We start from the raw sequence: 18,734 nt of genomic DNA, 5'->3' as shown, positions 1-18,734 counted from the left end.
GCCCAGGAGCTGTCCGGCGGAGTCTTTGCGGACATGTCCGGGGGAATCGCGGGCAGACGGGAGAACACGAGAGTCCGAGGTCACAGCTGGAGGTGTCTGCCGTGAGGGGCACGAAGGTGTTGGAGCGGTTTCCCGCGGGAGGCCCGCGCGGATCCTGGACGGCGGAGGAGTACGCGGCCCGGCGCCGCACCGAGGGGCAGCCCGCGACGGTGGTGATGGACCTGAAGTCGGACGCCTTCCTCGTGGTGGTGCCGGTCGGCGACGAGGACTGAACGACCCCGGTCAGGACCGACCCGAGAGCAGGGTGCCGAGCTCCGCCGCCCTGCGCACGAACGCCTCGTGCGGGTCGTGGGCCTCACGAGGCACCGACTCCGCCCGGCGGCGCCGCAGCATCGGCAGGACCCGTGTCGTGTCGTCCGTGAGCGGCCGGTGGGTGATCGCGCCGCACCGCTCGAAGGGATCCCCGATCACCCTGAAATCGGGCAGGACCGTCGCACCCAGCCCCTCGGCGACCATGAGCTTGCCCGTCTCCGCGCCGTCGGTCGTGTACGAGAGGGCCGGGCCGTGGCCCTCCAGGAACCGGTGGAGACAGCGGTGCATGACGTACCCGGAGCGCATGGCGATCAGTGCCTCGCGTCCGTCCAGCAGGTCCGCCGCCGACACCGCGGCGAGTGCGGCGAGCGGACTGTCCGGGCGCAGGCACACCACCGGTCAGCGGCGCAGCAGTTCGGTGGTCTCGAAGTCGGCGGGCAGGTCGTCGCCGTCGAGATGGTTCACCGGGCCCAGGTCGAGGCGGCCCTCCGACAGCGCCCGGTGGATCTGCCGTCTGCTGGGCGGCGACCACCTCGACCTGCGTCAGCGGATGCGCCGCGCGGAATTCCCTGACCGTCGGGGCACGTTGATGAGGTGAGGCAGCAGCTCCCGCCCCTCGGCGCGCATCCGCGCTCCGGACCGCTTGCGCTCCAGCAGATCGACGCCGAGTCGGCGCTCCAGGTTCCGCACGGTCTCGCTCAACGCCCGCTGGGGGAGGCGGATTTCCTCGGCTGCCCGGCGCGGTGAGCCGAGCCGGGTGACCGCCGCGATGTATTCGAGTTGTTCTGTCCGCGCGCCGGCGGAATGCGGGCCATTTCACGGCCCGTTCAAGGGCTTCCCTGTCACATGTTCGTGAAATTCGGTGGTCCGCGATACGAGACCGGTCGGGTTTTCCTTGACTGCCCTCGCGGCAGGCTGCCACGATCGACGGCATGATGATGCGACTGGACCTCACGCGGCGACGCCATGTCGACCTCGCGCGCGTCTCCAGCGCCTCCTGTTGCATCGCGGCCTGAGTCCCCGGATCCGCCGCACCCCATCGGCCCCACCGCTGTCGTCGGACAGCCGTGTGCGGCGTTCTCACAACACCGCCTGAATTCCGCGATCCCGTGCGCCGTCATGAACGCGCCCTCTGAATTCGGCGTACCCGCAATCCGCAACAGGAGTTCCGCATGTCCGCAGGGCCCGTGAATCCCCTGAACCCCGTGAATCCCGTGAATCCTGTGAAATTCGCGACGGGGTTCCCAACGCCCTTGGCGGCCTGGTCACCAGCAGGAGCGGGCAGCGCACCGCCAGGTCCGTTCGCTCCGAGGGGTTCATCCGCGCCCCGCGCCAGATCTGGACCGAGGACCACACCGAACTCGCCGGGGACTTCTGGAGGAGGTGGAGACTTCGGCCGTCGGGTGCTGCCCCTGGTGCGCGGACTGGTAGCGCGACTGCCGGACACAGGGACCGCGACCGAGACCGCGACGGAGCCCGAGTCCGTCTCCGCGCACGTCTGAATCCGTTCCCCACTCCGTTCCCCACCCAGCTCCCGCTCCCGAAAGAGGACCTCATGGCCACCGTCCTGTCCGTCTCCGGCAGTCCGTCCGTCTCCTCCCGCACCGCGAAGCTCCTGCGCCATCTGGACACCCGGCTGACCGCGCAGGGACACGAGGTGATCCCGCTCGACGTCCGCACGATCCCCGCCGACGCCCTGCTCGGCGCCGACTTCAAGCACCCCGCCATCGTCGCGGCGACCGAACTCTTCGCCCGCGCCGACGGCGTGGTCATCGGCACCCCCGTCTACAAGGCCGCCTACTCCGGTGTCCTCAAGGCCCTGCTCGACCTGCTCCCGCAGTACGCCCTCACCGGGAAGACCGTGCTGCCGCTCGTCACCGGTGGCAGCACCGCGCATGTCCTCGCCCTCGACTACGCCCTACGCCCGGTCCTCAACTCCATGGGCGCCGCGCACATCGTCCAGGGCTGGTTCACCCTCGACAAGGACATCACCACGGGCGAGGACGGCGGCATCACCGTCGCCCCGGCCACGGCCGAGGCCCTCACCCAGGTGGTCGACCAGTTCTCGGCGGCCCTCGGCAGCGCGCCCCTGCTGGCCGCGGCGGGCTGAGGCGATGTCCGCCAGAGCGATCGCCGACGACGTCGAGGCCCTGGCCGTCGCCGCCGCGCTCGCCGAGGAGCCGGACCGTCTCTCCGCCTCCGGACTGGTTCGGCGAGGGCGTCCTGCCGCGCCTGGCCGCACAGGGCCTGTGGCAGCACCCGTTCGCACCTACGTCCGTCCCCGCCGCGCAGGTGCCCTTCACGGGCTGAGTGAACCGGGTGAGCCGAGCGAACCGAGCGAACCGAGGTGGGCGGCGCGCACCTGGGCGGTCTGCCCCTGCACCAGCAGGAACATCCCCTCGCGTGCCAGCCGTTGCGCCGGGCTGCCCAGGTCCATCGCGCGCCCGCCACCGGCCACGACCGCGGCGGTCGTGGCCGCGCGCATGACGTCGTACGCCCGCGTCTTGACCGCCAGCCGCTCCTCGATCCGCTCGGTGGGCACCGGGTGGTCGGCGAGTTCGTACGCCTGCCGTCTGACCTCGTCGAGGCGGGCGCGCAGCACCTGCCCGGTCTCCTGCGCCGCGGGATCGCCGTCCAGCAGACCGAGCGCCGACGCGGTGATCCCGAAGACCGCCGGCGAGGCGTTGGTGTTCTTGGGGCGATCGGTGACCGCCCAGCTCTCGTACGGCGTGCGCAGGGCCACGGCGTCGTCCGGGAGCCACAGCCCGTCCAGTTCCAGGGACACCGTGCGCGAGGCGGTGAGCGCCGCCAGCCGCATCGGCGGCGAGGGGCGCAGTCCGGGCTGCTCACGCGCCTCGGTGAACGCGAACAGCGCCTCGTCCGCCTCCGTCACCCCGGCGAGCATCAGCACGTCGTTCAGTCCCCAGCCCGTGTACCAGGGGACCGTCCCGTCGAAGCGCCAGCCACCACGCTCACGGGTGACCCGGACAGGGATGCGCGGGTAGGCCCGCAGTTGTGCGTACGCGACGCCGGACAGCAGCTCCCCGCTCGCCAGCGGTCCCAACAGCCGTTCCCGCGCCGCGCGTTCGCCCTTCGCCAGGGTCAGCACCGGAGTGTGGTGCTGGGTCTGCACGAACCAGGTCGAGCAGCACGCCCCGGCCAGGATCTCGGCGGTCTCCCGGACCACCGCGGCGGGCGCGGCCGACCCGCCGTAGGCCACCGGCGCGCTCACCCCGAGCAGCCCCGACCGCTTGACCGCCTCGATGCTGCTCGCCGGCATGCCCTCCTGGTCCACGCGTTCCGCCCGTGGGGCCAGCACCTCGGCCGCCAGCCGCCCGGCCGCCGCGACGAGCGGATGCGGTGCGGTGGTCATCGAAAAAAATCTCCCGCTGTCGTCGTGTCGTGTGTCGATCCGGCCGTCTCCGGTTCGTGTAGTCAGTGAAAGACCACCCGAGAACGAGCCGAGAACGACACGGCCGAGGAGCACACATGAAGTACTACCTGCTGAGCGTGATGCAGCCGCCCGGTGAGCCGCCCGCGCCCGAGATCCTGAAAGAGATCATGCACAATCTCGACGTCTTCCACGCGGAGCTGCGCGAGGCCGGTGCGTGGGTGTTCGCCGGGGGACTGCACGGACCGGAGACGGCCACCGTGGTGCGTGCCAAGGACGGCGACGTGCTCGTCACCGACGGCCCGTACACCGAGAGCAAGGAGTACCTGGGCGGGATCTGTCTGATCAAGGCACCCGACCTCGACACGGCGCTCGCATGGGGCCGCAAGGCGACGGTGGCGACCACGCTCCCCATCGAGGTGCGGCCCTTCATGGGCGAAGCCGAGGACGGATGACCCCGAACGCCGACATCGAGGCCGTGTTCCGCGCCGAATACGGCCGCGCGGTCGCCGTCCTCGTCCGCTTCCTCGGCGACATCGACCTCGCCGAGGAAGCGGTCCAGGACGCCTTCACCACCGCCCTGCGGAAGTGGCCGGAGTCGGGCATACCGCCCAGCCCGGCCGGGTGGATCATCACCACCGCGCGCAACCGCGCCGTCGACCGGCTGCGCCGCGAGTCCACGCGCGAGGCCCGGCACGCCGAGGCCGAGCGGCTGTACGCCCGGGGCGACCCGGCCGAGGAGGGCCCCGTGCGCGACGACCGGCTCCGCCTGATCTTCACCTGCTGCCACCCCGCGCTCGCCACCCAGGCCCAGGTCGCCCTCACCCTGCGCCTGCTCGGCGGTCTGACCACGCCGCGGATCGCCCACGCCTTCCTCGTCCCCGAGCCGACCATGGCGCAGCGGATCGTCCGCGCCAAGGCCAAGATCCGCGACGCCCGCATCCCCTACCGCATCCCGCGCGACGCGGACCTCCCGGACCGTGTCAGGGGGGTGCTCGCGGTCGTCTACCTCATCTTCAACGAGGGCTACGGCGGCCGGGAGGACCTCTGCGCCGAAGCCGTCCGGCTCGGCCGACTCCTCGTCGAGCTGATGCCGGACGAGCCCGAGGCCCTCGGCCTGCTCGCCCTGATGCTCCTCATCGAGTCGCGTCGGCCCGCCCGCGCCACACCGGACGGCGACCTGATCCTCCTCTCCGACCAGGACCGCTCACGGTGGGACCACGATCTCATCACCGAGGGACAGACCCTCGTACGCCGCTGTCTGCGCCGCGACCGGCCGGGCCCGTACCAGATCCAGGCCGCGATCAACGCCGTACACAGCGACTCCCCGACCGCGGCCGCCACGGACTGGGGCCAGATCCTCCAGCTCTACGACCAGCTGGCCGCGCTCGCCCCGAGCCCGGTGGTCACCCTCAACCGGGCCGTCGCCGTCGCCGAGGTCGAGGGCCCGGAGCCGGCGCTCGCCCTCGTGGACGCGCTCGACCTGGACGGCTACCACGCCTTCCACGCCGTACGCGCGGACCTGCTGCGCCGCCTCGGACGCCACACCGAGGCCGTACGGGCGTACGAGGCGGCCATCGCGCTGACCGACAGCGCACCGGAGCGCGCCTACCTCGAACGGGCCCGCGCGGCACTCCCGCGAAGCCCGCCCTCCGACCTCCGTCCGTGACGCCGTGATCGCGGAACGTGTTTCTCGTGCACCCGGAATTTATTTGGGCACATGAAAGGTTGGCGTTTACACCGAGCCCTCCGGCTCAAGACGACCGCCCGTGGGCCGCCAGGTCCGCACCGATCAGCGAGGCACTGTGAACGACCGCACCCCCGAGCAGCCCGCCGGCATCGTGGCCCGGCTGCGCGCCACCTTCCGCTCCGGCCGCACCAAGCCCCTCGCGTGGCGCACCACCCAGCTGCGCCGACTGCGCGAACTGCTCACCACGCACGGCGCCGAGCTCGCGGAGGCCCTCCACGCGGACCTCGGCAAGAGCTCCACCGAGGCCTTCCGCACCGAGATCGACTTCACCGTGCGCGAGATCGACCACACCCTCGACCACCTCGACGAGTGGCTGCGCCCCGAGTCCGCCCCGGTCCCCGCCCACCTCGGCGCCGACGCGACGGCCTGGACGCGGTACGACCCGCTGGGCGTCGTGCTCGTCATCGCCCCCTGGAACTATCCGGTACAGCTCCTGCTGACGCCGATGCTCGGCGCGCTGGCCGCGGGCAACGCAGTGGTCGTCAAGCCCAGCGAGCTCGCGCCCGCCACCTCGGCGGCCGTCGCGCGGCTGCTGCCGCGCTACCTCGACACGGACGCGGTCGCCGTCGTCGAGGGCGCGGTTCCGGAGACCACCGCGCTGCTCGCGGAGCGTTTCGACCACATCTTCTACACCGGCAACGGCGCGGTCGGCCGGATCGTGATGCGGGCCGCCGCCGAGCACCTCACCCCCGTCGCCCTCGAACTGGGCGGCAAGTCCCCGGCGTTCGTCGACCGGGACGCCGACCTGTCCGTCGTCGCCGACCGGCTCGCCCGCGGCAAGTTCCTCAACGCCGGGCAGACCTGCGTCGCACCGGACTACGTCCTCACCGACCCGCAGACCGCCCGCGCGCTGGAGCCCGAGCTCGCCCGCGCCGTCGAGGCCCTGTTCGGTGCCGAGCCGCGGCGCTCGGGCGAGTACGGGCGGATCGTCAACGAGCGGCACTTCGACCGGCTCAGTTCGCTGCTGGACTCCGGGCGCACCGTCATCGGCGGCACCGGAGACCGGGCCACCAAGTACCTCGCGCCCACCGTCCTCGCCGACGTCGATCCCAAGGCCCCCGTGATGCAGGAGGAGATCTTCGGACCGATCCTGCCGATCGTCACGGTGGCGGGGCTGGACGAGGCCATCGACTTCATCAACGACCGCGACAAGCCCCTGGCGCTCTACGTCTTCACCGAGTCGGACACCACCCGGGAGCGGATCGCCGAGGAGACGTCCTCCGGAGGCCTCGGTCTCGGTCTGCCGCTCGCCCATCTGACCGTCTCCGACCTGCCGTTCGGCGGGGTCGGCGAGAGCGGCATGGGCCGCTACCACGGCCGCTACTCCCTCGAGACGTTCAGCCACCGCAAGGCGGTGCTGGAGAAGCCGCTGGGCTAGGGCCTGTCCGGCCCGGCAGTGCCCCGGATGGCCCCGGCGGTGCCCCGGCAGATCGTTGAGGATCTGCCGGGGCACCGTTGTGCGAGCCTCTCTGCCAACGTTGTCAGATCTGACTGGTCTACACCCTTGACTGGTACATACCAAAGCGGTTGAGTGTGGCTCCACACCCCCCACCACGGCCGCCCCCGATGCCGTGGCCGGCCCCGCCGGCACGTGCGTACAAGGCTCAGCTCCGCGCTGCCCTTGACGGGGAGCGGCCGTGTCCCGCAAAGGAGTTGACCTGTGTCGAGGCGCCGCATCTCCGCAGTCCTGACAGCCCTCGCCCTCGCGTCCGCCACCCCCGTGCTGCTGCCGGCCGCCGGCGCCTCCGCCGCCGCCTGTTCGAGCTATCCGAGCTGGGTGGCCGGGAGGTCGTACGTCACCGGTGACGTCGTCCGCTACACCGACGGGAAGACCTACATCGCCGAGCACGACAACCCGGGCTACGACCCCACCATCAGCACCTGGTTCTGGGACCCCTACGCCTGCGACGGAGGTTCCACGCCTCCCTCCGACGGCTTCGTGGTGAGCGAGGCGCAGTTCAACCAGATGTTCCCGAACCGGAGTTCCTTCTACACCTACAGCGGCCTGCGGGCGGCGATGAGCGCCTACCCGGCCTTCGCCAACACCGGCAGCGACACGGTGAAGAAGCAGGAGGCCGCGGCCTTCCTCGCCAACGTCAGCCACGAGACCGGCGGCCTCGTCTACGTGGTGGAGCAGAACACCGCCAACTACCCGCACTACTGCGACTGGAGCCAGCCCTACGGCTGCCCGGCCGGACAGTCGGCCTACTACGGCCGCGGCCCGATACAGCTCAGCTGGAACTTCAACTACAAGGCCGCGGGCGACGCGCTCGGCATCGACCTCCTCAACAACCCCTACCTCGTACAGAACGATGCCGCCGTGGCCTGGAAGACCGGCCTCTGGTACTGGAACACCCAGACGGGTCCCGGCAGCATGACGGGCCACAACGCCATGGTCAACGGCGCGGGATTCGGCCAGACCATCCGCAGCATCAACGGCTCCCTGGAGTGCGACGGCAAGAACCCGGCCCAGGTGCAGAGCAGGGTGGACGCCTACCAGCGCTTCGTGCAGGTCCTCGGGACCTCGGCCGGCGGCAACCTCTCCTGCTGATCGGCTCTCGACGGCAGCCGCCCGGGCCCGCACAAGGTGTGCGAAACTGCCGCGATGACCTCGGAAACGATCACCGCGGCAGCTTCCGGCGCCTGGACGCTCGGAGATCTCCCCGTCCGCCGGATCGGCTTCGGCGCGATGCGGCTGACGGGCAGCGCGGCCTTCCACCTCGGCACGCCGAGCGACCGCGACCGCTCGATCGCCGTGCTGCGCCGCGCGATCGAGCTGGGCGTCGACCACATCGACACCGCCGCCTTCTACTTCTCGGCGGTGCGCTCGGCGAACGAGCTGATCAACAGCGCGCTGGCCCCGTACGCCGACGACCTGGTCATCGCCACCAAGGTCGGGCCGTTCCGAGACTACGCGGGGGAGTGGGGCACCCCGGCCCGGCCGGACCAGCTCCGTGCCCATGTCGAGGAGAACCTGCGGCAGTTGGGCCGCGACCACCTCGACCTCGTGTATCTGCGGCGGATGGGGCAGGACTCGATCGCCGAGCACTTCGGCGCGCTGGCCGAGCTGCGCGAGGCGGGGCTGATCCGGCACCTCGGCATGTCGAGCATCGGGCTCCGGCACCTCGAGGAGGCGCTGGCCATCGCGCCGGTGGTGAGCGTGCAGAACCGGTACGGGCTCGACTCCCCGGACGCCGGGACCGACGAACTCCTGCGCAGGTGCGGGGAGCTGGGCGTCGCGTTCGTGCCGTTCTTCGCGATCGCCGGCAAGGGCGGTGAGCAGGGCGCAAGCGGCAGCGACGGCGACGAGGAGGTGCTCGCCGTCGCGCGTGCGCACGGCGCGACGCCCGCGCAGGTACGCCTCGCGTGGACCCTGCGGCAGGGCCCGCACGTGCTCGCCATCCCCGGCACCGGCAGCCCGGACCACCTCGTCGAGAACGTCGCCGCGGGCGCGCTGCGGCTCACCGACGGCGAGATGGTCCGCCTCGACGCACTCCATCGGTCGGGCGAGTGACCGATGGGCCCCGTCACGGGGGCGGTCCTCGTCGGGCCGCCCCGGGTGACCCGCTCAGCCCAGTTGCTCGTGCAGGAAGGGCACCGTGCGCTCCCAGGCCCGCGCGGCCGACTCGGGGTCGTACGTCTCCGATCGGCCGTCATTGAAGAAGGCGTGGTTGGCAGGGTAGAGACGGAAGTCCGCGGAAATGCCGGCCTGCTGCCGGACCGCCTCCCTCAACTGGTCCAGATTCTCCTTCGGGATGCTCGTGTCGAGTTCGCCGTAGTGACCCAGGATCTGTGCCTTCAGGCGGGAGAAGTCGGGCAGTTCACCCTGGATCACGCCGTAGAACGGCACCGCCGCGCTGACCCGGGGGTCGGCCGCGGCCAGGTAGAGGACGAAGCCGCCGCCCATGCAGAAGCCGACCGCGCCCACCGTGTCCGAGGTGACCTCGGGCAGCCCGAGCAGATGATCGACCGCACCGGAGAGCAGCTCGACGCCGCGCGACACCGGCAACTCCTTCATCATCCGGAAGGCCTCGCCGCTGTCATGGGCGACATTGCCGCCGTACAGGTCGGGCGCGAGGGCCACGAAGCCCTCCGCGGCCAGCCGGTCCGCCACCTGCGCGATGTGGTCGGTCAGACCCCACCACTCCTGGATGACGATCACCCCGGGGCCCTGCCCGGACGGCGGCAGTGCCAGATAGCCGTGGGCCGTGGTCCCGGCGCTGGGGAAGGTCACGTTCTGATGGGCGGGGGCTCCGGTCGGCTTCGGCAGCTCGGACATCGCACTCAACTCCTGTGGGGCAGCGCTGGGCAGGAGCCGGCGGGGCCGGCCCCGAGTCGATCTCCACGATGTCATGCGCGGGCGTCCGGCCTGCCCCCGGCCCGCACGACGCGCCCCGCGGCCACCTTCTGCAGCAGGCTGTACGCGAGCACCGGCAGCAGGACGTGCGGCCGGTCGGGCAGGGTCGTCGTGATGAGGACCGCGCTCGCGCTGCTGTTGTTCATCCCGCAGGCCAGTGTCACGGAGGCGCCCGCCGGAGCGTCCAGGCGCAGCGCGCGGGCCGTGATCCCGCCCAGGGCGAACGACAGGCCGCAGACGGTGGCGGCGACGACCAGCGCCGCCACCAGCAGCACCGGTTCGGGACGGGCGAGGAAGGGGCCGAGGACACCGCTGGCGTTGACGTACGTCAGAAGCAGTGAGCCGATCATCGCCGTGGGGACCGCGGCGGCGAGGAGGCGGGTCAGCGCGCGGTCCGGCAGGGCGAGCCGGCACAGGATTCCGGTGCCGCAGGGCAGCAGGACTCCGGTGAGCGCGAAGGCGTGTCCGGCGGTCCGGGCGGCCCCCGACAGCGTGTTCGCGTAGTCGCCGCTCAGCAGGGGGCACAGGGCCGTCATGGTGACCGGGATCGTGAGCGGGCTGACGATCGTGGACGCCAGCACCAGGCCCACGGTCGTCGACTGGTCGCCGTCCCCCTTGCTCGTCCACACGGTGGCCCCGGCCGCCACCGGCATCGCGACGATCAGGATCATCGCCGCGATCATTCCGCTGCCCCCGTCGCTGTCGGGCGACCGGCTCAGGGCGAAGGCGACGCCCGGAATGATCAGCAGGGGTGCGACCAGATGGAGGACGAGCCCGGTCAGCAGTGCGGCGGGGTGCCTGACCAACGCCCGCAGTGCGTGGACCGGCACCTGCAGGCCGGCGGTGAACAGGAGCAGGGACAGCAGGAGACGCGGGGTCTCGAAGGCGATGTGCGGTAACCCGGCCGCCCCGATCAGGTGCGGATGACGCAACCACCGCCCCGGCGCCGGCAGGGCCGCGGCGGCGAGGTACGACGCGCCGACGGCCCAGCCGAGGCGGTCACGGAGCCGAGTGAGGGGGGACTTCGCGGTGCGGGTGGGAGTCATCGGGGCGCTCTTCCGTCGGCGTGGGACCAGGGCGGAGACGGAGCGCCGATATGGAAGAGAACGTGTGCGGGGCGATGCGGGCGAGGACATAGACGCTGAGGCTCAGCCAGCACAGGGCGAACAGCCAGCCGCCGAGCACGTCGGAGAACCAGTGGACGCCCAGGTAGACCCTGGTGAGTCCGACGAGGACGGCCCAGCATGCGAGGAGCGCCGCGAGGGCCCGCCCGCCGCGGGGCGCCCGCGAGAGCACCGCGAGGACGAGCAGACCGCCGGTGATGGCGGACGTGGTGGTGTGGCCCGAGGGGAAGGACCAGCCTGAGGCTTGCGTGGCCCACTCCACCGTCGCGGGGCGGGGGCGGGCGACGAGGGACATCACGCCGTACCGAACGGCCTGGGCGGCGGCGAGACAGCCGACGCAGCCGAGGGCGAAGAGGATGCGCTGTCGTGCGGTGCGACCGAGGACGACACCCGCCAGCGCGACCAGCAGGTACGGCAGGACGCCCGTGCCCGTGTAGGTCAGCCCGCGGGCCACGGCCAGCGCCACGGGTGGGCGGTGGTCCGCGGACCAGGCGTTGAGGTCCTGGTCGCCGAAGAGCGGGGCGCCGTCCCGGCCGGTCACGACCAGCGCCAGCAGCACGAAGGCGACCAGGCTGCCGACCGCGGTCGATCCCGCGAGGTCCGACGCGTCCGCACGCCTCATGACAGGGCCCGGAGGACATCGACCGCGTACGGCGGCGCGGCGCGCAGGGCTGCGGACATCGACGGAGGCCCCTTCCATGATGGGCGTGCGGGCGCGTCGGAAGACCGCGTCCGCGGTGACTACAGTTCTGTAGACGGTCTACAGAACTGTAGACGATTGGCGCGCCGAGATCGTTCCCGCGGCGGCCGCGAAAGATGAACGCCGCGCGTGGGGCGCGGCCTTGCCGGACGCCGGCGGGCGACGGAGGCCCAGGGTGTGCCCAGCGTCCCGCACCCCGCCGCACCTGGCGACTCGGCATGGGCGGGGCGGGCGGGAGCGTGCGGCAGGGCGGGCGGGAGCATGCGGTGGGATGCCGTACCCTAGCGTGTTACGTATAACTACCTAAGGGGTCCCGATGCGACGCATCGCGCTGGTCACGCTCGTCGTCGACGACTACGACGAGGCGATCCGCTTCTACACCGAAGCCCTCGGGTTCCGGCTCGTCGAGGACCAGCCGCGGCCCGACGGCTCCCGCTGGGTCGTCGTCGAGCCGGGCACGGAGGGCGGCGGCAGCGGACTGCTGCTGGCCCGGGCCAAGGACGAGGCGCAGCGCGGCCGGGTCGGCGACCAGACCGGCGGGCGCGTGGGCTTCTTCCTGCACACCGACGACTTCGCCCGCGACCACGCCCGCATGCGCGAGGCGGGCGTCACCTTCCTGGAGGAGCCGCGCCACGAACCGTACGGCTCGGTCGTCGTCTTCCAGGACCTGTACGGAAACCGCTGGGACCTGCTCCAGCCCGCCACCGCCTGACATCCACCCATCTGTTCAGAACCTGCCGAGGAACGACACGCATGACCGCGCCCCGCATCGACATCGACACCATCCGCCGCCTCCCCAAGGCCGTGCTGCACGACCACCTCGACGGCGGCCTGCGCCCCGCCACGCTCGTGGAGCTCGCCGAGACGGTCGGCCACACGCTGCCCACCACCGACCCGGACGCGCTCGCCGCCTGGTACTACGAGGCAGCCAACTCCGGTGACCTGGTGCGCTACATAGCCACCTTCGAGCACACCCTCGCCGTGATGCAGACCCGCGAGGGCCTGCTGCGCACGGCCGAGGAGTACGTGCTCGACCTGGCCGAGGACGGCGTCGTCTACGGCGAGGTCCGGTACGCACCCGAGCTGATGGTGAACGGCGGGCTGACCCTGCCCGAGGTCGTCGAGACCGTGCAGGAGGGCCTGGCGGCCGGTATGGCCAAGGCGGCGGCAGCGGGCACCCCGGTCCGGGTCGGCACCCTGCTGTGCGGGATGCGCATGTTCGACCGCACCCGGGAGATCGCCGACCTCGCGGTGGCGTTCCGGGACGGCGGCGTCGTCGGCTTCGACATCGCGGGTGCCGAGGACGGCTTCCCGCCCGCCGACCACCTCGCCGCCTTCGAGCACCTGCGCGGCGAGAGCGTCCCGTTCACCATCCACGCCGGTGAGGCCCACGGCCTGCCCAGCATCCACCAGGCCCTCCAGGTCTGCGGTGCCCAGCGCATCGGCCATGGCGTCCGCATCACCGAGGACATCGTCGACGGCAAGCTCGGTCGCCTCGCGGGCTGGGTGCGCGACCGCCGTATCGCCCTGGAGATGTGCCCGACCTCCAACCTCCAGACGGGCGCCGCGACCTCCATCGCCGAGCACCCCATCACCGCCCTGCGCGACCTCGGCTTCCGTGTCACCCTCAACACCGACAACCGTCTGGTGTCGGGCACCACGATGACGCGCGAGATGGCGCTGCTGGTCGAGGAGGCGGGCTGGACGGTGGAGGACCTGCGCACGGTCACGGTGAACGCCGTGAAGAGCGCGTTCATCCCGTTCGACGAGCGCAAGGCCCTCATCGAGGACGTCGTGCTGCCCGGCTACGCCCGCTGAACCAGCCCCCGTACATAGGCGGCCTGTCCGACGTGCTGCAGATCGTCGGACAGGACGCTGACCAGCCGTACGCCCAGCGTGACCGCGGGATCCCAGCGCTCGTCCACGATCCGCTCGAAGTCCTTGGCGGTCAGCCCGCGCAGGAACTCCAGCGTCTGTTCGTGCACGGCGTCGTAGTAACCGGTCAGCAGGTCACCGGAGTCGACCCGCACCTTGGCGACCTTCGCGGAGCTGTGCCCGTACCCCGTGTCCCGGCGCGGCAGATCGAGCCCGAAGCGCTTCTCCCAGTCCTGCGTGAGCCAGACCTGCTCGAGCCCGGCGGCGTCCGCGACATGGTCGTCCTGGACGCGGGTGAGGTGCCAGACCAGCCATGAGACGGAATTGGCGTCGTCCGAGGGGAGGGCGTTGAGAACGTCCGGCGGCAGGCCCCCGACGGCGGCATGGACCTCTTCCTGGATGCGGCTGTACGCGTCGATGAGGATGTCCTTTGCATGCATGCGTCCACCATCGCGCATCGCGGTCCCTCACGCGTCCGGAATCCAACTCCCGTGGAAGCCGAGCGGCACCCGCCCCGGGAGATGGATCCGGGCGACCGGCTCGCCCGTGAAGTCCTGGGCGGCCAGGATCACCAGGTCGGCGGCTCCGCGATCGGGATTGTGCACATAGGCGATCGCGTAGCCGTCGTCCTCCGCCCGTGCGCCCTCGGAGGGGACGAAGACGGCTTCCCCCGCGGCGGCGTCCCGCGGCAGCCGGTGGACCTGAGTGGTCCCGCGCAGCAGGTCGTGCTTGATCAGCGCGTTGGCGAAGGCCCGGTCGGGCGGGTTCCCGTCGGGTGTCAGATACGCCAGGGTCATGTCCGCGGCGGCGACCGTGTAGGCGTAACGGTGCCGCCTGGACACCAACGCCTCGTGGACGCGCGGGAACTCCTGGGGGCGGTCGTCGAGCGTCCTGGTGCGCACCCGGCCGTGCGCCACGTCGATCGTCCAGCGTTCGAGCGAGGCGGTGCCGGCGCCGTACGGTCCGTCGGAGCCGCGGCCCGCGACGTAGAAGGGCGCCGGGTAGGTCGTCATGTCGACGACCACGGACGAGCCCTCGTCGTACGCGTTCAGGGTGTGCGAGTAGTAGACCGGATCCACCTCGAACCAGCGGACCTCGCCCCCCGCGCGCGGCAGCAGACCGACCCGCGTCGGGTGCTTCTCGTTCCAGACGTAGGGCACCAGGTCGCCGCGCTCGGCTCCCGCGGGGTCGAAGGTGATGGGCAGATCGAAGATCACGACGTACTTCTCGGTGAGCGCGAAGTCGTGCATCATCGGCGCGTCCGCGACCGGGATCCGCGTGGTCCGCGCGACCCGGCCCGTGTGGTCGATCACCTGGTGCCGGACGTGGTCCCAGGTGGGGTAGTAGGCGATCGCGTGCAGTTCTCCGGCCGCCGCGTCGAACTTGGTGTGGGCGGTGAAGGCCCCTTCGAGGGTGCCGCGGAAGTCGTACGTGCCCACCGTGTCGAGCTCGTGGTCGAGTTCGTACGGCAGTGGCCCGCTCTCCTGGAGTGCGAGGATCCGTCCCCTGTGCCCGATCACATGGGTGTTGCACGGGAAGTCGTCCGGCGGGACGGGCCCGGGGTACGGCTCGCCGAGCTTCTTCGCCACGGAGGCCGAGCGGACCCAGCGGTTGCGGTACCACTCCGCGCGCCCCTCCCGCAGCCGCACGCCGTGCACCATGCCCTCACCGAGCATCCAGTGGTGGGCGCGCGGGTCCTCCAGGCCCAGGACGTTGGGGCCGTTGCGCAGGAAGCGGCCGTTCAGCTCGCGCGGGATGTGTCCGGTGACCGGTAGGTCGAACGCCGTCAGCTCCTCGGTGACGGGCTTGAACGCCCCCTCCAGGAAGGGGAACCGATGCCCGCCCTGTGCCGCAGTGCCCGGCACCGGTGCCGCCGCTGCCACCCGGCCTCCCATCGCGCCGACGAGCCCGCCCGCCGCCGCGACCGCCGTCCCGCGCAGGACCGTCCGCCGTGTGTGATCCGTCATCTCCGTACTCCAGCCTCGCAGTTGCCTTCGTGGACGTCCACGAGTCTGCGGCCGGGCAGCGGGCCGGGTCAGGAGTGCTGGAGCCCCTCCGGGGGTGGTGTCAGGCCCCCTCTTGCGGGGTGTCGAGAAGCACCATCAGCGCCCGCGCCGCCGGGCTGGTGGCGTCCGGCGGCGGCAGCATGGCGACCGTCTCGTACGAGGCTTCACAGGCGCCCTTGAAAGGGAGGGCGGTGAGATCCCCGGCCTCGCGCTTGTGGCCGAAGTGGCGGGGCACGACGGCGATGCCGAGGCCCTCGTGGACCAGCTCCAGCAGGCTGTGCACGTCGCTGACCTCCAGCGCCACCGTCCGCCGTACGTCTGCCGCCGCGAAGGCCGCGTCCGTGGTGCGGCGCGGCCCCCAGTCGGGGTGGAAGTCGACGAAGGCCTCGCCGCCCAGTTCCTGGGGCGTGACCACGGCGGCGGTCGCGAGGTGGTGCGTGGGATGGCAGAGCACGGTCATCGGCTCGCTGGTCAGCGGGACCGACCGCAGCTGGTCCCCGTCCGCCCGCGTCCTGACGGCGAAGGCCAGGTCGAGACGGCCCGCGGCGACCTCCTCGGCCAGCGCCTCGGAACCCGCCTGCCGCAGCCGGATCTCGACGTCGGGATGGCGCCGCCGGAACGCCGCGAGAAGCCTGGCCACGTCGACGCCCGCGATGCACTGCTCGGTGCCGAGGGAGAGCGTGCCGCGCAGGACGCCCTGTACGGCGGCCACGGCGTCCTGCGCCGAGCGCACCTGGGCGAGGATCCGCTCCGCCTCGCCGAGCAGCGCGCGACCGGCCTCCGTGAGCGTGACCCGGCGGGTGGTGCGCACGAACAGCGGGGCCTGAAGCTCCCGCTCCAGGGCACGGATGGAGGACGACAGTCCCGACTGCGACACCATCAGCCGTTCCGCCGCCCGGGTGAAGTGCTGGTCCTCGGCGACCGCGACGAAGTGCTGAAGGTGGCGCAGTTCCATGGGGCACCACAGTAGTCGCCGATTGAGAAGCGCCGTCGCTCAGTCCCATCCGATTCTCCCGTTGGACCTCTGCACCGTGCCCGCGCGAGAGTGGAGACCTGTTTTCCCGGCCTTCCAGGAGTACGCGTTGTACACCGCACACCCCGACCGTTACGCGGACATGCCCTACCGGCGCACCGGACGCAGCGGCCTGAAGCTGCCCGCGCTGTCGCTCGGCCTGTGGCACAACTTCGGCCCCGACCGGCCGGTGGCGACTCAGCGCGCGATCCTGCGCCGCGCCTTCGACCTCGGGGTCACCCACTTCGACCTGGCCAACAACTATGGTCCGCCGCCCGGCGCCGCCGAGTCGGCGCTCGGCGACGCCCTGACGGCGGACTTCGCGCACCACCGCGACGAGCTGGTCATCTCCACCAAGGCCGGTTACCTGATGTGGCCGGGCCCCTACGGCGAGTGGGGCTCTCGCAAGTACCTGCTGTCCTCGCTCGACCAGAGCCTGGCCCGGATGGGCCTGGACTACGTGGACATCTTCTACTCGCACCGCCCCGACCCGGAGACTCCCCTGGAGGAGACGATGGGCGCCCTGCACTCGGCGGTCCAGCAGGGCAAGGCGCTCTACGTCGGCATCTCCAACTACTCCGCGGAGCAGACCCGGGAAGCCGCCCGCATCCTGGACGAGCTCGGCACCCCGCTGCTGATCCACCAGCCGCGCTACTCGATGCTCGACCGCCGCCCCGAGGACGAGGGGCTCCTGGACACGCTGGACGAGCTGCAGGTCGGCTCCATCGCCTACTCCCCGCTGGAGCAGGGCCTGCTCACCAGCCGCTACCTCGACGGCATCCCGGAGGGCTCGCGCGCCGCGAGCGACAGCCCCTTCCTGAGCGCCGACACGGTCACCGAGGACCTGGTCGGGCAGCTGCGCGCCCTCGACGAGATCGCCAAGTCCCGCGGCCAGTCCCTGGCGCAGCTGGCGCTCGCCTGGGTGCTGCGCGGCGGCCGGGTGACCTCCGCGCTCATCGGCGCGAGCAGCCCCCAGCAGCTGGAGGACAGCGTCGCGGCGACCCGCGCCCTGGACTTCACCGCGGAGGAGCTGGCGCGGATCGACGCGATCATCAAGGCCTGAGCCCCGCTGGTCAGGCCGTGGCAGAAGCCGACCCGGCCGTGCGGTCCGGTCGTCAGGCGGTGAGCCGCTCGCTGAGCTCCCAGAGGCGGTCGACCGCCACCGGGTCCACGGCGTAGGGCACGACGCCGGCCTTCCACGACCTGTTCCCGAGGGACCACTCACGGCCCTCCTCCGCGGACATCGGAGGGGCGATGTCGCTGTTCTCGCAGTAGACGCCGCCCCTGCCCTCGAGCAGGGGGCTGGTCGCGCACCACACGCTGGTGGCCGCCCCCTGCTCGACGGTCTTCAACTGCCGCTCCGGGTCGAGGATCGGCCGGCCGTCCGCGTCGAGGACGCCGACAGCCCTGAGGTCCTCCTCGGCCAGGTACTTCTTCAGGCCGGTGGCGACGATGCTTCCCGGGTGCAGGGCGAAGGCCCGGATCCCGTCCGCCCTGCCCCGCTCGTCGAGACCGAGCGCGAAGAGGATGTTCGCCGTCTTCGACTGCCCGTAGGCGACCCAGCGGTCGTACGCCTGGTGCTCGAAGTGCGGGTCGTCGAACAGGACGGGGGAGAACCGGTGGCCCCACGAGGACACCGAGACGACCCGGGCCCCGTGCGCCCGGCGCAGTGCCGGCCACAGGCGGGCGACCAGCTGGAAGTGGCCGAGGTGGTTCGTGGCGAACTGCACCTCGTACCCCCGGGCGTCGCGCGTCAGCGGCGTCGCCATGACGCCCGCGCTGTTGACGAGGATGTGCAGCGGCCGCCCGGAGTCGAGGAAACGCTCGGCGAACGCGTCGATCGAGGCCGGATCCAGCAGATCCATGGGCGCGGTCTCGACGCCGTCGATCCCCTTGAGGGCGGCCCGCGCCCTTGCGGTGTCCCGCGCCGGTACGACGACCTCGGCGCCCACGGCCCGCAGGACGCGCACGGTCTCCAGGCCGATGCCGGAGTAGCCGCCGGTGACGAGGGCGACCTTGTCGGTCAGGTCGATGCCCTTGATGACGTCCTCGGCGCTGGACGCGGCGTCGAATCCGGAGTGGAGGGGCTGCTGCTGTTGCTCGGTGGTCATGGTTCGGCTCTCCTCATGTGTGCCTTCCCGACCACCGTAGAACCGCGTCTCCGTACGATGAATGCTTGATAGTCCGCATTACTTGCGCGATAGTAC

General features: G+C 71.6%; 19 protein-coding genes and 1 pseudogene. 11 read left to right on the top strand and 9 right to left on the bottom strand.

What is annotated here, in order from left to right; translation table 11 throughout:
• The first annotated feature begins 92 nt into the window (after positions 1-92).
• A complete protein-coding gene (locus ACZ7M2_RS39040; protein ID WP_352051588.1) occupies positions 93-272 on the top strand; it encodes a hypothetical protein in 180 nt (59 codons plus the stop codon).
• A 10-nt stretch (positions 273-282) separates the two neighbouring features.
• Here the strand turns inward: ACZ7M2_RS39040 and ACZ7M2_RS39035 are convergent.
• Positions 283-1,083, bottom strand: a pseudogene (locus tag ACZ7M2_RS39035) (LysR substrate-binding domain-containing protein).
• 161 nt (positions 1,084-1,244) lie between these two features.
• Between ACZ7M2_RS39035 and ACZ7M2_RS39030 the strand changes: the two are divergent.
• Together ACZ7M2_RS39030 and ssuE are read left to right on the top strand one after the other, a co-directional pair.
• Positions 1,245-1,328 (top strand): putative leader peptide, encoded by an 84-nt coding sequence (locus ACZ7M2_RS39030; protein WP_471599407.1) that lies wholly within the window; start codon positions 1,245-1,247, stop codon positions 1,326-1,328.
• 539 nt (positions 1,329-1,867) lie between these two features.
• Positions 1,868-2,422 carry an NADPH-dependent FMN reductase gene (ssuE, locus tag ACZ7M2_RS39025; protein WP_471599309.1) on the top strand — a complete coding sequence of 185 codons (555 nt, stop codon included), beginning with the start codon at positions 1,868-1,870 and terminating at the stop codon, positions 2,420-2,422.
• A 189-nt stretch (positions 2,423-2,611) separates the two neighbouring features.
• On the opposite strand, the gene ACZ7M2_RS39020 is transcribed toward ssuE, so the two are convergent.
• Positions 2,612-3,685 (bottom strand): acyl-CoA dehydrogenase family protein, encoded by a 1,074-nt coding sequence (locus ACZ7M2_RS39020; protein ID WP_471599308.1) that lies wholly within the window; start codon positions 3,683-3,685, stop codon positions 2,612-2,614.
• Between the two features lie 116 nt (positions 3,686-3,801).
• Between ACZ7M2_RS39020 and ACZ7M2_RS39015 the strand changes: the two genes are divergently transcribed.
• From ACZ7M2_RS39015 to ACZ7M2_RS38995, 5 genes are all read left to right on the top strand, one after another.
• Entirely contained in the window at positions 3,802-4,158 is a 357-nt protein-coding gene (locus tag ACZ7M2_RS39015; protein WP_471599307.1) for a YciI family protein, read from the top strand.
• Entirely contained in the window at positions 4,155-5,372 is a 1,218-nt protein-coding gene (locus ACZ7M2_RS39010) for an RNA polymerase sigma factor (RefSeq protein WP_471599306.1), read from the top strand. Before ACZ7M2_RS39015 ends, ACZ7M2_RS39010 begins: the two co-directional genes overlap by 4 nt.
• A 100-nt stretch (positions 5,373-5,472) precedes the next feature.
• Positions 5,473-6,831, top strand: a complete 1,359-nt coding sequence (locus ACZ7M2_RS39005) for an aldehyde dehydrogenase family protein (RefSeq protein WP_471599305.1) — start codon at positions 5,473-5,475, stop codon at positions 6,829-6,831.
• Positions 6,832-7,113: 282 nt separating this feature from the next.
• Positions 7,114-8,004 carry a glycoside hydrolase family 19 protein gene (locus ACZ7M2_RS39000; RefSeq protein WP_471599304.1) on the top strand — a complete coding sequence of 297 codons (891 nt, stop codon included), beginning with the start codon at positions 7,114-7,116 and terminating at the stop codon, positions 8,002-8,004.
• Positions 8,005-8,058: 54 nt separating this feature from the next.
• Positions 8,059-8,967 carry an aldo/keto reductase gene (locus ACZ7M2_RS38995; protein WP_471599303.1) on the top strand — a complete coding sequence of 303 codons (909 nt, stop codon included), beginning with the start codon at positions 8,059-8,061 and terminating at the stop codon, positions 8,965-8,967.
• Positions 8,968-9,021: 54 nt separating this feature from the next.
• On the opposite strand, the gene ACZ7M2_RS38990 is transcribed toward ACZ7M2_RS38995, so the two are convergent.
• The 3 genes from ACZ7M2_RS38990 to ACZ7M2_RS38980 all read right to left on the bottom strand — a co-directional run bounded on the left by ACZ7M2_RS38990 (position 9,022) and on the right by ACZ7M2_RS38980 (position 11,556).
• The gene (locus tag ACZ7M2_RS38990) at positions 9,022-9,732 is read right to left on the bottom strand and encodes a dienelactone hydrolase family protein (RefSeq protein WP_471599302.1); all 711 of its coding nucleotides are present in this window, start codon (positions 9,730-9,732) and stop codon (positions 9,022-9,024) included.
• Between the two features lie 71 nt (positions 9,733-9,803).
• Positions 9,804-10,856 (bottom strand): bile acid:sodium symporter family protein, encoded by a 1,053-nt coding sequence (locus ACZ7M2_RS38985; protein WP_471599301.1) that lies wholly within the window; start codon positions 10,854-10,856, stop codon positions 9,804-9,806.
• Positions 10,810-11,556, bottom strand: coding sequence for a phosphatase PAP2 family protein (locus ACZ7M2_RS38980; protein ID WP_471599300.1), 747 nt, complete (start codon positions 11,554-11,556; stop codon positions 10,810-10,812). The genes ACZ7M2_RS38985 and ACZ7M2_RS38980 overlap by 47 nt, the downstream gene beginning before the upstream one ends.
• A 394-nt stretch (positions 11,557-11,950) precedes the next feature.
• Between ACZ7M2_RS38980 and ACZ7M2_RS38975 the strand changes: the two genes are divergently transcribed.
• Together ACZ7M2_RS38975 and ACZ7M2_RS38970 are read left to right on the top strand one after the other, a co-directional pair.
• Positions 11,951-12,346: a VOC family protein gene (locus ACZ7M2_RS38975; protein WP_054233807.1), complete on the top strand. Its 396-nt coding sequence runs from the start codon at positions 11,951-11,953 to the stop codon at positions 12,344-12,346.
• Between the two features lie 41 nt (positions 12,347-12,387).
• Positions 12,388-13,452 (top strand): adenosine deaminase, encoded by a 1,065-nt coding sequence (locus ACZ7M2_RS38970; RefSeq protein ID WP_471599299.1) that lies wholly within the window; start codon positions 12,388-12,390, stop codon positions 13,450-13,452.
• Here the strand turns inward: ACZ7M2_RS38970 and ACZ7M2_RS38965 are convergent.
• The 3 genes from ACZ7M2_RS38965 to ACZ7M2_RS38955 all read right to left on the bottom strand — a co-directional run bounded on the left by ACZ7M2_RS38965 (position 13,440) and on the right by ACZ7M2_RS38955 (position 16,470).
• A complete protein-coding gene (locus ACZ7M2_RS38965) occupies positions 13,440-13,949 on the bottom strand; it encodes a mycothiol transferase (RefSeq protein WP_352051600.1) in 510 nt (169 codons plus the stop codon). The two genes, ACZ7M2_RS38970 and ACZ7M2_RS38965, sit on opposite strands and share 13 nt — an antisense overlap.
• A 27-nt stretch (positions 13,950-13,976) precedes the next feature.
• A complete protein-coding gene (locus ACZ7M2_RS38960; protein ID WP_471599298.1) occupies positions 13,977-15,476 on the bottom strand; it encodes a carotenoid oxygenase family protein in 1,500 nt (499 codons plus the stop codon).
• Between the two features lie 100 nt (positions 15,477-15,576).
• A complete protein-coding gene (locus ACZ7M2_RS38955) occupies positions 15,577-16,470 on the bottom strand; it encodes a LysR family transcriptional regulator (RefSeq protein WP_352051602.1) in 894 nt (297 codons plus the stop codon).
• 127 nt (positions 16,471-16,597) lie between these two features.
• Here ACZ7M2_RS38955 and mgrA point away from each other — a divergent pair, with 127 nt between their 5' ends.
• Positions 16,598-17,590: an L-glyceraldehyde 3-phosphate reductase gene (mgrA, locus tag ACZ7M2_RS38950; protein WP_471599297.1), complete on the top strand. Its 993-nt coding sequence runs from the start codon at positions 16,598-16,600 to the stop codon at positions 17,588-17,590.
• Positions 17,591-17,642: 52 nt separating this feature from the next.
• On the opposite strand, the gene ACZ7M2_RS38945 is transcribed toward mgrA, so the two are convergent.
• Positions 17,643-18,638, bottom strand: coding sequence for an oxidoreductase (locus ACZ7M2_RS38945; RefSeq protein ID WP_471599296.1), 996 nt, complete (start codon positions 18,636-18,638; stop codon positions 17,643-17,645).
• Between the last annotated feature and the right edge of the window lie 96 nt (positions 18,639-18,734).

It is taken from the genome of Streptomyces sp. NPDC111507 (assembly GCF_055638955.1).
This window is presented reverse-complemented; position numbering and strand designations above follow the sequence as displayed.

What these genes read in the sequence shown, in the direction of transcription:
- ACZ7M2_RS38970 (WP_471599299.1), top strand. Translation starts at nt 12,388, where the DNA reads ATGACCGCGCCCCGCATCGACATCGACACCATCCGCCGCCTCCCCAAG.
- ACZ7M2_RS38945 (WP_471599296.1), bottom strand. Translation starts at nt 18,638, where the DNA reads ATGACCACCGAGCAACAGCAGCAGCCCCTCCACTCCGGATTCGACGCC.
- ACZ7M2_RS38995 (WP_471599303.1), top strand. Translation starts at nt 8,059, where the DNA reads ATGACCTCGGAAACGATCACCGCGGCAGCTTCCGGCGCCTGGACGCTC.
- ACZ7M2_RS39030 (WP_471599407.1), top strand. Translation starts at nt 1,245, where the DNA reads ATGATGATGCGACTGGACCTCACGCGGCGACGCCATGTCGACCTCGCG.
- ssuE (WP_471599309.1), top strand. Translation starts at nt 1,868, where the DNA reads ATGGCCACCGTCCTGTCCGTCTCCGGCAGTCCGTCCGTCTCCTCCCGC.
- ACZ7M2_RS38965 (WP_352051600.1), bottom strand. Translation starts at nt 13,949, where the DNA reads ATGCATGCAAAGGACATCCTCATCGACGCGTACAGCCGCATCCAGGAA.
- ACZ7M2_RS38975 (WP_054233807.1), top strand. Translation starts at nt 11,951, where the DNA reads ATGCGACGCATCGCGCTGGTCACGCTCGTCGTCGACGACTACGACGAG.
- ACZ7M2_RS38960 (WP_471599298.1), bottom strand. Translation starts at nt 15,476, where the DNA reads ATGACGGATCACACACGGCGGACGGTCCTGCGCGGGACGGCGGTCGCG.
- ACZ7M2_RS38955 (WP_352051602.1), bottom strand. Translation starts at nt 16,470, where the DNA reads ATGGAACTGCGCCACCTTCAGCACTTCGTCGCGGTCGCCGAGGACCAG.
- ACZ7M2_RS39020 (WP_471599308.1), bottom strand. Translation starts at nt 3,685, where the DNA reads ATGACCACCGCACCGCATCCGCTCGTCGCGGCGGCCGGGCGGCTGGCG.
- ACZ7M2_RS38985 (WP_471599301.1), bottom strand. Translation starts at nt 10,856, where the DNA reads ATGACTCCCACCCGCACCGCGAAGTCCCCCCTCACTCGGCTCCGTGAC.
- ACZ7M2_RS39010 (WP_471599306.1), top strand. Translation starts at nt 4,155, where the DNA reads ATGACCCCGAACGCCGACATCGAGGCCGTGTTCCGCGCCGAATACGGC.
- ACZ7M2_RS39015 (WP_471599307.1), top strand. Translation starts at nt 3,802, where the DNA reads ATGAAGTACTACCTGCTGAGCGTGATGCAGCCGCCCGGTGAGCCGCCC.
- ACZ7M2_RS38980 (WP_471599300.1), bottom strand. Translation starts at nt 11,556, where the DNA reads ATGAGGCGTGCGGACGCGTCGGACCTCGCGGGATCGACCGCGGTCGGC.
- ACZ7M2_RS38990 (WP_471599302.1), bottom strand. Translation starts at nt 9,732, where the DNA reads ATGTCCGAGCTGCCGAAGCCGACCGGAGCCCCCGCCCATCAGAACGTG.